This is a genomic window from Providencia sp. PROV024 (assembly GCF_032709665.1).
Lineage (GTDB): Bacteria > Pseudomonadota > Gammaproteobacteria > Enterobacterales > Enterobacteriaceae > Providencia > Providencia huashanensis.
This window is the reverse complement of record NZ_CP120545.1, coordinates 3,354,515-3,368,041: the sequence shown is the minus strand read 5'-3', so window position 1 is coordinate 3,368,041 and position 13,527 is coordinate 3,354,515. Positions and strand designations below refer to the sequence as shown.

General features: G+C 42.0%; 12 protein-coding genes. 2 read left to right on the top strand and 10 right to left on the bottom strand.

What is annotated here, in order from left to right:
* Nucleotides 1–43: 43 nt before the first annotated feature.
* From P3L56_RS15655 to P3L56_RS15645, 3 genes are all read right to left on the bottom strand, one after another.
* Nucleotides 44–835 (bottom strand): hypothetical protein, encoded by a 792-nt coding sequence (locus P3L56_RS15655; protein WP_131680958.1) that lies wholly within the window; start codon nucleotides 833–835, stop codon nucleotides 44–46.
* A gap of 111 nt (nucleotides 836–946) precedes the next feature.
* Nucleotides 947–2,698: a YbaL family putative K(+) efflux transporter gene (gene ybaL, locus P3L56_RS15650; protein ID WP_042848129.1), complete on the bottom strand. Its 1,752-nt coding sequence runs from the start codon at nucleotides 2,696–2,698 to the stop codon at nucleotides 947–949.
* A gap of 287 nt (nucleotides 2,699–2,985) precedes the next feature.
* Nucleotides 2,986–4,209: an MFS transporter gene (locus tag P3L56_RS15645; RefSeq protein WP_042848128.1), complete on the bottom strand. Its 1,224-nt coding sequence runs from the start codon at nucleotides 4,207–4,209 to the stop codon at nucleotides 2,986–2,988.
* A 256-nt stretch (nucleotides 4,210–4,465) separates the two neighbouring features.
* On the opposite strand from P3L56_RS15645, the gene ushA reads away from it, so the two are divergent.
* Nucleotides 4,466–6,136: a bifunctional UDP-sugar hydrolase/5'-nucleotidase UshA gene (gene ushA, locus P3L56_RS15640; protein WP_129466320.1), complete on the top strand. Its 1,671-nt coding sequence runs from the start codon at nucleotides 4,466–4,468 to the stop codon at nucleotides 6,134–6,136.
* Between the two features lie 42 nt (nucleotides 6,137–6,178).
* On the opposite strand, the gene P3L56_RS15635 is transcribed toward ushA, so the two are convergent.
* From P3L56_RS15635 to copA, 5 genes are all read right to left on the bottom strand, one after another.
* Entirely contained in the window at nucleotides 6,179–6,466 is a 288-nt protein-coding gene (locus tag P3L56_RS15635; protein ID WP_042848125.1) for a hypothetical protein, read from the bottom strand.
* A gap of 11 nt (nucleotides 6,467–6,477) precedes the next feature.
* Nucleotides 6,478–6,951, bottom strand: coding sequence for a Cys-tRNA(Pro)/Cys-tRNA(Cys) deacylase YbaK (ybaK, locus tag P3L56_RS15630; protein ID WP_042848122.1), 474 nt, complete (start codon nucleotides 6,949–6,951; stop codon nucleotides 6,478–6,480).
* A gap of 29 nt (nucleotides 6,952–6,980) precedes the next feature.
* The gene (locus P3L56_RS15625; protein ID WP_048608060.1) at nucleotides 6,981–7,778 is read right to left on the bottom strand and encodes a TraB/GumN family protein; all 798 of its coding nucleotides are present in this window, start codon (nucleotides 7,776–7,778) and stop codon (nucleotides 6,981–6,983) included.
* Between the two features lie 170 nt (nucleotides 7,779–7,948).
* The gene (locus P3L56_RS15620; protein WP_210831549.1) at nucleotides 7,949–8,530 is read right to left on the bottom strand and encodes an HdeD family acid-resistance protein; all 582 of its coding nucleotides are present in this window, start codon (nucleotides 8,528–8,530) and stop codon (nucleotides 7,949–7,951) included.
* A 151-nt stretch (nucleotides 8,531–8,681) separates the two neighbouring features.
* Nucleotides 8,682–11,624: a copper-exporting P-type ATPase CopA gene (copA, locus tag P3L56_RS15615; protein ID WP_210831550.1), complete on the bottom strand. Its 2,943-nt coding sequence runs from the start codon at nucleotides 11,622–11,624 to the stop codon at nucleotides 8,682–8,684.
* Nucleotides 11,625–11,741: 117 nt separating this feature from the next.
* Here copA and cueR point away from each other — a divergent pair, with 117 nt between their 5' ends.
* The gene (gene cueR, locus P3L56_RS15610; protein ID WP_129466317.1) at nucleotides 11,742–12,152 is read left to right on the top strand and encodes a Cu(I)-responsive transcriptional regulator; all 411 of its coding nucleotides are present in this window, start codon (nucleotides 11,742–11,744) and stop codon (nucleotides 12,150–12,152) included.
* Here cueR and P3L56_RS15605 read toward each other — a convergent pair.
* Nucleotides 12,106–12,585, bottom strand: a complete 480-nt coding sequence (locus P3L56_RS15605; RefSeq protein ID WP_129466316.1) for an NfeD family protein — start codon at nucleotides 12,583–12,585, stop codon at nucleotides 12,106–12,108. The two genes, cueR and P3L56_RS15605, sit on opposite strands and share 47 nt — an antisense overlap.
* Nucleotides 12,582–13,526 (bottom strand): SPFH domain-containing protein, encoded by a 945-nt coding sequence (locus P3L56_RS15600; protein ID WP_042848111.1) that lies wholly within the window; start codon nucleotides 13,524–13,526, stop codon nucleotides 12,582–12,584. The genes P3L56_RS15605 and P3L56_RS15600 overlap by 4 nt, the downstream gene beginning before the upstream one ends.
* Nucleotide 13,527: the final 1 nt, after the last annotated feature.

The window sequence follows — 13,527 nt, the reverse complement described above, 5'->3', positions numbered from 1 at the left end:
CATAACCTATTGTTGTTATGGACTTTTTATTTATGCCAATTATTTAATAATATTCGTACTGATATTTGAACGTTTCAATTAAAGTATCAGGTAGATTACTACGTGAATTCGTTAACTTTTCTGTTAGGCAGTTACCAAATTTATCAGTTTCTAAACACTCAATAGTGGTGGAGACTTCCTCATTATTGAGTTTGATTTTACGTATTTCTTGTTTAAAAAAACCGTGAGTGTCATAACTAAACTGGCGGATATCTTGCCCTGAATTACCGACCATTGAGACCAGTTTTCCTTGGTCATCATAGGAATATTGGTAAAATACCTCGACTCCTTCAGTAAAGCCCTTTGTGGAATCTATTTTGCCATTTTTGTACGTGGTACTGACTGTATAGTCATTACCTGCTTGGTCATGGGTTTTGACTGTGGATATTTTCCCGGATGGGTCTTGCTCAAAGGTGAACTTACCTTCGATACTCTGTATTGGCTGGCCGAATGAAATAATATTTACCATTTCATAGGTTGGATTTTTTTGGATGGTTCTCTTTAGTGATGAGTTTAGTTCTTTGTCTAAAAACCATTTTGACTCACTTTGATAGCTTTCTAAAGCACCACAAGTTGAAAACTGCATTTGTAGCGTTTTTGTATCTAGAGGCGAGCCTGTGGGAGTTGATGCATAGCTTACTGACTTTATTGATTTAATAGGGCCATAGACTATCTTTTGAGTCATTAAATGCAAGTTTTCACGATGTGTGTTTCGTAACTCATCACGACAGTCATCTACTGCATAAGCCGATGAAATAAATAATGACAATAAGCAAAGCAGGTGGTTTTTTTTCATTTATTATTTTCCTGAATTTTAACGAGTAGGAAATAATATAGAAGGTGTAATCAAAAAGTTTGTGTAAAAAAGCCGTAACTCGAGTTACGGCTTTAAAGGGGGAATAAGGCTCTAGTGGCTAGGTTTTAGGTATTCCGCTAAATTCTTGCCTTCACCTTTTTTATCGTTGTCACCATCAATAAAATCATCGACAGAACAGCCAAATTCCTCTACATCGTGGCACATGAGTGTCGCCATTGATTTGGCAATTTCATGTTCACCAATAATGATATGGTCAGCACCGCGTTCTTTGATAAAGCTGACTTCGTCATCATAGTGAGCACGAACAATCACAGTAATGTTAGGGTTCATTTCTTTAGCTGTTGCCACAATTTCACCTGCTTCATAACCATTAGGAATGGTTAGCAGTAACGTTTTGGCACATTCGATGCGGGCAAGGCTAATAATGTCTTTATTCGCGCCATTACCTAAAATCGCACTAAAGCCATTTTCGGCCAGCTCTTCAAACCTTGCTCGAGTATCTTCAACGACAACAACAGGGATTTCTTTTCTACGTAGTTTGTCTGCTAGCATACCGCCTACACGCCCATAACCGACAATGATGGCATGGCCACAAATATCGACAGGCACTTGAGTTTCTTCTTCCAGCGTTTCTTCCAGAAGTTGTTCTTCAATGGTTTCGGTACTTTCGAGGTATTTATCTAATAAAGTAAATAACACAGGGTTAAGCATAATAGAGACAATTGCCCCTGCTAACACAAGGTTCTGCGCGTCTTTATCCATGACACCGAGTGTTAAGCCCATACCTGCTAAGATAAATGCAAACTCACCGATTTGTGCAAGGCTAACTGATATGGTTAAGGCGGTTCGCCGTGAATGGCCAAACATCCTGACTAGTGCTAATGCCGCCGCAGATTTACCAATGATAATAATGGCGAGTACACCAAGAATGCCTAAAGGTTGTTCAATAAGTACGACTGGGTCAAATAGCATCCCGACGGAGACAAAGAACAGAACAGCAAATGCATCACGTAATGGTAAGGTATCCTGTGCTGCGCGGTGGCTCAATTCTGATTCGTTTAATACCATCCCAGCAAAGAAAGCACCAAGAGCGAATGAAGCGTCGAAAATCGCGACTGCTGCGTAGGCAATACCTAATGCTAGCGCAAGTACTGCAAGGGTAAATAGTTCACGAGACCCCGTAGAAGCGGTGCGCGATAAAATCCATGGAATGACCTTTCTGCCAATCACTATCATAATGAAGATGAATAGAACAACTTTCCCAATAGTCCAAGCTAGGCCTAATGCTAATTCACTAAAGCTTGCGTCATCGGTATTCATGATGGCAGCGGCTGCGGGGAGTAGGACCAAGGTTAATACCATGGCTAAGTCTTCCACAATCAGCCAGCCAATCGCAATTTGCCCACGTTGACTTTCAATCAGTTGCCGTTCTTCTAATGCACGAAGTAATACCACAGTACTGGCGGTCGAAAGACAAAGACCAAAAACAATACCCGTAAAGATCCCCCAGCCGAACAATAGGGACAACCCAAGACCAAGTAAGGTGGCTACTGCGATTTGTGCAATTGCCCCAGGAATGGCGATGGATTTAACGGCGAGTAAATCTTTCAGTGAAAAATGTAGGCCAACCCCAAACATCAGTAAAATAACACCGATTTCAGCTAACTCGGGTGCAAGAGCCGCATCCGCAACAAACCCTGGCGTAAATGGGCCTGCGAGAACACCTGCTGCAAGGTAACCAACTAAAGGGGAGATTTTTAATCGCTGTGCGATCATACCTAACACATATGCAAGGGCGAGACCACCAACAATGGTTGTGATTAAGGGCGTTGAATGCTCCATTTAGTCTCCTCTGATTAGTATAAATAATAATAGGTGGGTACATGCCGTTGACTTTTAAAATGAGGCCTTCATTTTAAAATGCAAATGCGATGTTTTTATATTTTAACTTTTTTTGAGAAAAATTTCCTTAAAAAAATGAAATGTTTTTAAAAAAAAGACACTTTAAGGGTGCTAAATCGTTACAAACGATAAGATTATGGGATTTTTATCTGGAATTTATCTCTAATGTGGTGAGAAAGACCCACACTTATTTTTTAGGTAAGTGTGGGAAATATAACAAAATAAATCTATTTATGACCGATATTCGGCAGCAATACTGTAAAAATGCCAAGTAATGGTAGGAAAGCACAATAATGATAAACTTGTTCTATACTGGTTAAGTCAGCGATATGCCCTAAGACGGCAGCACCGACGCCTCCCATTCCAAAAGCGAGACCAAAGAATAACCCTGACACCATGCCTGTTTTACCGGGGATTAGTTCTTGCGCATAGACCAAAATAGCAGAAAAAGCGGAGGCTAAAATCATCCCGATAATCACGGTAAGGATACCAGTCCAATACAGTGAGGCATAAGGTAAAATTAAGGTAAAAGGTGCAACTCCGAGGATTGAGAACCAAATAACGTATTTACGCCCTATTTTGTCACCAATAGGGCCGCCAATCATGGTGCCTGCTGCAACTGCGAATAAGAAAACAAATAAGTGGATCTGGGCGTTTTGCACAGAAACACCAAACTTATCGATCAGATAAAAAGTGTAATAGCTGCTAATACTGGCCAAATAGAAATATTTGGAAAAAATCAACACTAACAATACTGCTAGTGAACCAATAATCGCTTTACGTGGTAACACGTTAATATCAGCGGTAGAAGCGGGTTTTTTACTTGCAGCACGGTGCTGTTGCTTATACCAATTACTGACTTGTAATAAAATGACGATGGCGAGTAATGCCGCTAATGAAAACCAGCCAATATTCCCTTTCCCATAAGGCTCTATAATTAAAGCCGCGAGTAATGGTCCTAAAGAAGCGCCTAAATTGCCGCCAACTTGGAAAAAGGACTGAGCGAGGCCATGACGCCCCCCTGATGCCATACGAGCAACACGCGAAGACTCAGGGTGAAAGACCGAAGAGCCGGTTCCGACTAAAGCGGCAGCGAGCAAAATGGTAGGGAAAGTTTCAGCCATTGCGAGCAAAATAAGCCCCGTTAGGGTAAAGGTCATTCCAATCGGCAATGAATACGGCTGTGGGTGCTTATCGGTATAGTACCCAATGATAGGCTGCAATAATGAAGCCGTAATCTGATAGGTCAAGGTGATCATCCCTATTTGGGCAAAACTCAATGAGAAATCAGCTTGCAACAAAGGGTAAATCGCTAATATCAACGATTGGATCATATCATTGAGTAAATGAGAAACACTGATAGCAGTTAGAATACTAAAAACAGTTTTCCCAGTTTTATTCAGTGGTTTTGATGGATTCGTGTTATTTGGGGTTGTGGTTTGCTCACTCATAATTATCAACTTTCTGTGTTACATAATTGTTATCAATATAGCTGAAATACAATTTATTTAAATGAATAAATAAGTCACATGAAAAAATAACACCAGTGATTTATTTGATGGCGATCTCATTTTTATGAAACGAATTTCTTATTCTGCAATAGGTATCAAATCCTGTTCATATTTTTGTGCTATAAAACTGAGGGTCGTGACAAGCTATAATCTAATATTAGTCAATTAAAATTCCTATACCAGCAGGGAGAAATGTATGAGGTTTACATTTAAGGCATCCGCATGTGCATTGACGGTATCATTAGCGTTAATACCTGCCACTATGGCAAATGCGTGGGAAAAAGATAAAACCTATAATATCACTATTTTGCATACCAATGACCATCATGGGCACTTTTGGCATAATGACCATGGCGAATACGGGCTAGCAGCTCAGAAAACAGTGGTTGATGAAATTCGCGATGAAGTAGCAAAGCAGGGTGGTAGCGTTTTATTGCTGTCTGGTGGTGATATAAACACAGGTGTTCCTGAATCAGATCTGCAAGATGCAGAGCCTGACTTCAAAGGTATGAACCTTGTAGGTTACGATGCAATGGCATTGGGTAACCATGAATTTGATAATCCTTTGGAAACTCTGCGCCAGCAAGAAAAATGGGCAACGTTTCCTTTCTTATCTGCCAATATTTATCAGGCAAGCACAGGTAAGCGTTTATTTAAGCCTTACCAAGTTTTCGATAAGCAAGGCGTAAAAATCGCCGTGATGGGGCTAACAACCGATGATACAGTTCGTATCGGTAACCCAGCAAACTTCCCTGACGTTGAGTTTCGCGTACCTGCTGATGAAGCGAAAAAAGTCGTCGAAGAGTTACGAGAAACAGAAAAACCAGACATCATCATCGCCGCAACCCACATGGGGCACTATGATGATGGCAATCATGGTTCAAATGCGCCGGGTGATGTAGAAATGGCTCGTAGTTTACCCGCGGGTTATTTAGATATGATTGTTGGGGGGCATTCACAAGACCCTGTTTGTATGTCTCAAGAAAATAAAAACTACAAGCAAGCTGATTATGTGCCAGGCACGCCTTGTGCGCCAGATAACCAAAATGGGACTTGGATTGTTCAAGCACACGAATGGGGTAAATATGTCGGACGTGCTGATTTTGAATTTAAAAATGGTAAGTTTACCCTGAAACATTACCAGTTAATTCCAATTAACTTAAAGAAAAAAATCACGAAAGAAGACGGCACGAGTGAGCGCGTTTATTATACGCAAGAAATAGCTCACAACCCTGAAATGACCAAGCTTCTGACGCCTTACCAAGAAAAAGGTGATAAGCAACTTAGTGTGAAGGTGGGGTCAGTTGAAGGTAAACTTGAAGGTGATCGCAGTAAAGTTCGTTTTGTTCAAACCAATATGGGGCATCTTCTGTTAGCTGCACAAAAAGAGCGAGCAGGGGCCGATTTCGCCATCATGAGCGGTGGTGGTGTTCGTGATTCTATTGAAAGTGGTGATATTACCTACAAAGATGTCCTTAAAGTTCAACCGTTTGCTAATGAGCTAGTGTATGTTGATTTTAAAGGGGATGAAGTGATCCCTTATTTGACAGCTGTGGCAAATATGAAGCCTGATGCGGGTGCGTATGGTCAGTTTTATAATGTGAATTTAACACTGAATAAAGATGGCACTATCAGTGATGTTAAAATTGATGGTAAGCCTGTTGACCCTAGCAAAACTTATCGCATGGCAACATTAAACTTCAATGCTATCGGTGGAGATGGTTATCCGAAAATCGACAACCATCCAAACTACGTCAATACAGGTTTTGTCGATGCAGAAGTCCTCAAGGGGTATATTGAAAAACATTCCCCTCTGAAGGCCGCGGACTATGAACCTAAAGGTGAAATTATTTACAACAATAAATAATTCATAAAACCAGTAGAAAAGCTCCATTTATATGGGGCTTTTTTATCGCAAAAATACATTTGCCACTAAACGTGGTCCTTCAAAGATCTTGAAAGTAGATAAGTGCTTAAAATAGTCATTAGGTGCATGGTCAACAAGGAAACGAACTTTTCCTTGTGTTAACCACAACTGATGGCTATTTATTAAGTGGATTTCAAGTTGAAATACTACACTCCAATTTTTACTGTTAGGGATATCGAAGTGAGCGACTGCATAATAGAGCCCGATTGGCGGTAGTTGTTTTCTACCACCATTTTTAGTTAATACCCATTCAATAGTAACGGGAAACATTAAATCAGCAGCTACTTGCGAATTTCAGCAAAGGTGGCATTCAGTACGTTAGCGAGGTCTGTGGGGGCGAGTTCAATATCTAATCCACGTTTTCCCCCGGAAATAAACATCGTCGCATATTGTTGTGCTTGGTCATCGATAACGGTGGGCAGACGCTTCTTTTGGCCTAATGGGCTAATCCCCCCAAGCAAATACCCCGTTGTTTTTTGGGCTATCTGAGGGTCGGCCATTTCAACTTTTTTTACTTTAAATACTTTGGCGACTAACTTTAAATCTAATTGACCTGAAACAGGGGTGACAGCAACGGCTAATGTTTTTTGGTCACCATTTAAGGCGACTAAGAGTGTTTTAAATACCTGTTTGGCATCTAACCCGAGCTTACGCACGGCTTCATCACCAAAGTTACTTTCATTGGGGTCATGTTCATAGGGATGCAGTGTAAATTGAATTTTTTGTTTTTCGAGTAATTTAACGGCTGGAGTCATTCTTTTGCCTTTTATTGAGTTATGACTTACTAACGCAAATATTCAACAAGACTATTTTCACCAAATAAATGCAATGCGCCCACGGCGACAACATAATTTCCATCAGGGAGCGCTTTGAGCTTCTTTCCCCAATCTGCATTACGTTGATTCATTAATACTTGATATGTCCCTTCGCTAAAGGTATTTGGGAGAATCGTTCGATTATTGGGTTGGTAATCTAGCCACCAACCTATCATGGTTTGCAGTAAACGTGCGTTTTCTCGCCAGTGAACCAGTGAGTCTTGTAATAACGTAAGCCCATTATTAGGCAAGGAAAGCAACAATTCAACTTGGGAATGGGTTCCCTCAAGCTCGATAATAGGTTTATTCTGCGATTGGGCACTGCGGAGTAATTGATAGTCTATGCCATAATGACCGCGCAAACCCAGTTCTTGGGCTTGTGTTGCTTGTAAGATCAATGCGATTTGCCATGAAGGTAGTGCGTCAAAGCGTTCAGGTGATTGGTGTATTTCTTGGCAAGACTGTAAGAAAAGACTGAACTCTTTATCAGTTAACCGCTGTTGGACTGGAGGTAGCTCAGTATTACCGTCAGAAAAAGGTGAGTGGGTATCAGTAATATCCGCTTCAACAATCAATGCATCTGCTTGGTTAAGTTTGTCTAATAGTACGCTAGATAAGGGAAACATATTTTCTGTTCCCATATGAATACTGCCCACTATGTGCAGTTTGAGGTGCTTTGATAGTCGAACATCAATGGCGGGATAAGGATAGACTGGCGCAGTTTCCATATGGAGCCAATTTTTTAAATTTTCGATAAGTTTTCCCATGTTCCCTACCCAATTCTTAGTTAGACAACTAGGTTAAACAATCTTTGATCATTTTGCGAATGTTGAACGTCAATTGCGCATTTTTAGTGTGTTTGTCATTAAAAGTGATTAAATAAAGGGTGGATAAAACCGAGGAAATAATGCCTCTATAATAGAGGCATTATCAGTGATTAACTTTGCTTATTGATATTTTTAAACACGCTTAACAACGTAAATAAGCTAAAGGAACTAAATACCATTTCAATACCAATTAATGTTGTTAGTAAAGTGATTGACGTAATTGGGCCGTTTCCGATGAGTAAATAGGCGATAAAGAAATCTAAAAGACCAATAATAATTTGCAACCAACCGCTAGCGGAGCTGATTTGTTGGAAGCCAACATATAGCCGAATAACACCACCAATAATAAAAAGAGCGGCTACAAAAATGGCGAGAGCAATTAGACTTTGGAGCGGGTCTTTGATAAAGGAATAGCCAACAATGATATAGATTAGCCCAATAATAAAGCCAAATAAGCGTGACCACCCCGTGTAAATAACGGTGCTTAAGATGCTCACAATTGCGCCAATACCACCAATAATAAGCAAAACACCTAGTACTGTACTGACGGCGATACCAGATATCATTGGGTTAATAATACAAAAAATCCCACCTGCTAATAGTAAAAAAGATAATATTAACAAAATGGTGCGCTGTTTTTTAAACTCTTCACTAGCGAGTTTTGCGAGCTTATCACTATCAATATTAAGCATTTTGTACTCCAAATATTAAATAACGGGATATTTAACATTATAGACTTCGCTTTCAATTAATAACATATAAGATAATAAGATTTTACTGCATAAAGCATTTTCTGTGAGAATGGATAAAAGGAGAGGAAATCAATTTCCTCTCCTTACAGGGTTATTTCTCAGGTTTAAAGCGTAATAAGCGGTTGGCGTTACTGACCACGGTAATGGATGATAAGGCCATTGCTGCACCTGCAACGACAGGGTTAAGTAAAGTCCCCGTAATTGGGTATAAAATACCCGCCGCGATTGGAATGCCTAATGTGTTATAAACAAAGGCACCAAACAGGTTTTGTTTCATGTTACGCAGTGTTCCTTTTGAAATAGACACTGCATCGGCAACGCCATGTAAGCTTTGGCGCATTAAGGTAATGGATGCGGTCTCAATCGCGATATCACTACCGCCACCCATCGCAATACCAACGTCAGCTCGGGCTAGAGCAGGGGCATCATTGATACCATCACCGACCATCGCCACTTTGTGGCCTTTGGCTTGCAAGGCTTCGATTGCTGCTGATTTACCGTCAGGCATTACGCCGGCGATAACTTCATCAATACCCGCTTCTTTGGCTATCGCATTGGCGGTTACTGGGTTGTCTCCGGTTAACATGACTAAACGGAAACCTTGTTTATGTAAACGCGACAGCGCACTTATGCTGTCTTCACGTAATGGGTCACGGATAGATAATAGTGCAGCGACTTTGCCATCCACCGCTAACATGACAGGTGTTACACCTTGAGTTGCTTGTTGATGCAATGTCTCTTCAATATCGCGGGTGTCGATATTATTTTGTGTTAACAGCTTTTGGTTGCCTAATAAAATGGTTTGCCCATTAATGATGGCGCTGACACCAAGGCCTGCGAGAGTCCTAAATTGTTCATTGGTTGGTAATGTTAAGCCTTTTGCTCGGGCTAATACCGCACGTGCTAATGGGTGATTAGAACCATTTTCCAATGAGGCCGCCAGTTGTAAGGCGGTATCTTGTTCATAACCATTAAATACATGGATATCGGTAACTTGTGGCATACCCTCAGTCAATGTACCTGTCTTATCGAATACTATGGTATCTAATTCACTGGCTTGTTGTAACGCATCTGCATCACGCACTAAGACACCAAATTCAGCAGCTCGACCTACGCCTGAAATAATGGACATAGGCGTCGCTAAACCTAAGGCACAAGGACAAGCAATAATAAGTACCGTGGTGGTAATGACCAGTGCATAGGTAATTTGTGGGGCAGGGCCAACAAAGTACCAGATGGCACCTGAAATCAAAGCAATAGCCACGACGATAGGTACAAACACCGCAGAAATACGGTCAGCAAGTTGGCCGATTTGTGGTTTGCTGCTTTGTGCTTGGCGAACAAGATAAATAATACGAGCTAAGGTAGTTTGACTCCCCACAGCTGCTGCGCGAAATAGCACAGTTCCATCCTGAACTACAGTACCTGCATGGACTTGGTCACCCTTGCTTTTTTGCTGAGGGATTGGCTCACCAGTTAGCATTGCTTCATCTAGCCAGACTTCTCCTTCAATGATTTCACCATCGACAGGTACGCGGTCGCCCGTCGCTAAGCGTAACACCATCCCTTTTGTCACCTGCTCTAATGGCATATCGACTTCGCCTTGCTCTGTGACGACACGGGCAGTGGGGGGCGTTAAATCCAATAGCCTTTCGAGAGCTTTTGATGAACGCTGACGAGCACGTTGCTCTAGCGCATGGCCTAGGTTAATCAGACCGATAATCATTGCACTGGCTTCGTAATAAAGGTGCCTTGCCTGATCAGGAAACCACTCTGGCCAAATATTGACGACGATAGAGTAAAGCCAAGCTGCACCTGTTCCTAGTGCAACTAGGGTATCCATTGTGGCACTGCCATTTTTTAGGCTTTGCCATGCATTACGGTAAAAGTGGCCGCCTGCAAACACCATGACGGCAAGGGTTAACAGACCAATGGTTAGCCAAATAGTATGGTTTTGCTCAGTGAGCACCATATTATCGCCCATCATCCCCCAGACCATCACTGGGATACCAAGAGCGAGTGCTAACGCTGATTGCCAGCGAAAACGACGCATATTTCCCTGCGCCACTTCTTGCTGTCGTTCGCGGCGTTTTGCTTCATCTTGAATAATTTCAGCGCCATAACCGGCTTTTATGACGGCGTTAATCAGGTCTTCAGGGACTGCGGTTCCTGTAACTAACGCACTGCGTTCAGCTAAATTTACACGTGCATTCTCAACACCTGGGACGCTATTTAATGCTTTTTGCACTTTACTGACACAACTGGCACAAGTCATCCCGTCTAATAATAATTGAACACTGTCATCGGTTGGTGTTATGTTAGGTTGTTCATCTAAATCAGACTGCTGTGCCGGAATATCACATATTGCCGCTGAATCAGCTTCCGGCTGTTCAGTTTCTATCGTCAGCGGCTCAGTTTTTGGGGATTCAGAACCTTCTTGACTGAGGGATGCTTGATATCCTGCCCCTTCAATTGCACTAATTAGTGCATCAACGGAAGCATGACCGTGAACAACAGCCGATTTAGTATCAACTTCAGCACGTTCAACCCCCTCAACGGCTTCTAAAGCTTGTTGCGTTTTCGCTGCACATTTCATGCAACTTAAGCCAGAAAGAGCTAGTGTTGTTGTATTAGGTAGTGCAAGCTCCGCATGATAACCGGCTTGCTGAACCGCGCTAATTAAAGTTTGTGGATCAGCGGTTCCATAGACTTTTGCATGCGTGGTATCAACAATTGCGACGGCAACACCATCAACGGATTCAAGTGATTGCTGGGTTTTAGCTGCACATTTCATGCAGTTTAGACCGGAAAGCTGTAATTGTACGTCAGGGGTTGTTGCGACTGTAGCTTCATAGCCAGCGTCGGTGATTGTAGGAATAAAATCAGTTGCATCGGTATCACTGTCAAAAACAGCATAGTCGATGGTAACTTTAAGGTTAGCCACATCATCACGACTTTCCAATGCTTTAGTGACTGAACTGACGCAATGCATGCAGCTTAGCCCTTGTAATTTCAATATAACTTTATTACTCATTTTCCAGCCTCCAAACCCTTTTAGTAAATGGGTCTATAATTTTATCTTTAATTTGGTCTATAATTCGTCGATATGCAAAGGTTACACCTTCCAGCAAGGTTAAGGTCAAGAGGAATTATGAATATTAGTGAAATTGCCAAAAAAACTGGCCTAACTGCAAAAGCGATTCGTTTTTATGAAGAGAAAGGGCTAATTACTCCACCAGAAAGGGGGGAGAATAGCTACCGCTATTATCAAGAGAGGCACTTGAATGAACTTGTGTTACTTAAACAAGCAAAAGACGTTGGCTTTACACTGGATGAATGTGGCGAGCTGTTAGGGTTATTCCGTAACCCCAGCAGACATAGTGCGGATGTAAAAAGCACAACTATTGCTAAGATAAATGAAATAGAGCAGACAATCGTAAAATTGTCTGCTATTCGAGATACATTACAAGAGCTTGTCGATGTGTGCCCCGGGGATGATGGTGCTGACTGCCCAATTATTGACCATTTGGCGCGTAGTTGTTGTCACCATCAGAAGGCTTAACTTTCAAAGTGATACCATCAACGGCAACGACGACCACTTCAGTGTTTACAGAAAGAGGGACGTCGCTATAAACACGCCAACTGCCATCGGCAAGGCGTATGCGGCTATAGCCCTCTTCAGTATCGGTTAATAAACGTGCTTTGAAGCCAACCAGTTGGTGACTAATTTGATTGACGTCATCGGCAGTCGTTTTCTTTCGCCCACTTAACCACTTACGCCATAAAACGGCAGACACAACCGTTAATACGGCGAATAAAATTCCTTGCCATTCCCAACCAAGAAATGGCAGTAACCAAGTGAGTAACCCGACGGCAACAGCGGCAATTCCTGACCATAGTAGATAGCCGCCAGTACCAAGTAGTTCGGCAATTAGCAATAGCCCACCAAGACACAGCCAAAACCATGCCGGCTGAGCACTGATAAGCTCTATCATTCTGCGACCTGTTTTTTGGTATTGTTGGCTTTTTTACTTTCGCCGATTAGCTCTGTAATTCCGCCGATTGCTCCCATTAGATTGCTAGCTTCTAATGGCATCATAATCACTTTGCTATTTTCAGCGGAACCAATACTGGTTAGCGCATCAGTGTACTTCTGGGCAACGAAATAGTTAATCGCTTGCATATCCCCTGCGGCTATAGCATCGGACACCATTTGAGTCGCTTTCGCTTCGGCTTCCGCGGCTCTTTCCCGCGCTTCTGCTTGTAAGAAAGCAGACTGGCGTTCACCTTCTGCTTTTAGGATTTGGGATTGTTTTTCACCTTCGGCTTTTAAAATAGCCGCTTGGCGAACCCCTTCAGCTTCCAAAATATCAGCACGCTTAGTCCGTTCAGCCTTCATTTGTGCATTCATCGCGCTGATAAGTTCTTTTGGTGGTTTGACATCACGAATTTCAATACGGGTGATTTTAACCCCCCAAGGGTTAGTTGCTTCATCAACGACATGTAATAAGCGAGTATTGATAGAATCACGTTGAGACAGCATTTCGTCAAGTTCCATTGAACCTAATACAGTACGAATATTGGTCATGGTTAAATTCAGTACGGATAACTCTAGATTACTGACCTCATAAGCTGCACGAACAGGGTCTACGACCTGAATAAAGCACACGGCATCGATAGTGACGTTGGCGTTATCCCGAGAAATGACTTCTTGAGATGGGATATCAAGGACTTGTTCCATCATATTAATACGACGGCCTATTTTATCCATAAATGGCACGATGATATGTAAGCCTGGTTGTAAGGTACGGGTGTAACGACCAAAGCGCTCTACAGTCCATTGGAAACCTTGAGGCACTGTTTTAACACAGGTAAAAACAATAACGATAGCGACAAAAATGATAATCGGTATTGCACCATAGGCGAACAAGTCCATA

Bases quoted from the DNA above. Each gene is read 5' to 3' on its own strand.
- P3L56_RS15655 (WP_131680958.1), bottom strand. From the start codon at position 835: ATGAAAAAAAACCACCTGCTTTGCTTATTGTCATTATTTATTTCATCG.
- ybaL (WP_042848129.1), bottom strand. From the start codon at position 2,698: ATGGAGCATTCAACGCCCTTAATCACAACCATTGTTGGTGGTCTCGCC.
- P3L56_RS15645 (WP_042848128.1), bottom strand. From the start codon at position 4,209: ATGAGTGAGCAAACCACAACCCCAAATAACACGAATCCATCAAAACCA.
- ushA (WP_129466320.1), top strand. From the start codon at position 4,466: ATGAGGTTTACATTTAAGGCATCCGCATGTGCATTGACGGTATCATTA.
- P3L56_RS15635 (WP_042848125.1), bottom strand. From the start codon at position 6,466: ATGTTTCCCGTTACTATTGAATGGGTATTAACTAAAAATGGTGGTAGA.
- ybaK (WP_042848122.1), bottom strand. From the start codon at position 6,951: ATGACTCCAGCCGTTAAATTACTCGAAAAACAAAAAATTCAATTTACA.
- P3L56_RS15625 (WP_048608060.1), bottom strand. From the start codon at position 7,778: ATGGGAAAACTTATCGAAAATTTAAAAAATTGGCTCCATATGGAAACT.
- P3L56_RS15620 (WP_210831549.1), bottom strand. From the start codon at position 8,530: ATGCTTAATATTGATAGTGATAAGCTCGCAAAACTCGCTAGTGAAGAG.
- copA (WP_210831550.1), bottom strand. From the start codon at position 11,624: ATGAGTAATAAAGTTATATTGAAATTACAAGGGCTAAGCTGCATGCAT.
- cueR (WP_129466317.1), top strand. From the start codon at position 11,742: ATGAATATTAGTGAAATTGCCAAAAAAACTGGCCTAACTGCAAAAGCG.
- P3L56_RS15605 (WP_129466316.1), bottom strand. From the start codon at position 12,585: ATGATAGAGCTTATCAGTGCTCAGCCGGCATGGTTTTGGCTGTGTCTT.
- P3L56_RS15600 (WP_042848111.1), bottom strand. From the start codon at position 13,526: ATGGACTTGTTCGCCTATGGTGCAATACCGATTATCATTTTTGTCGCT.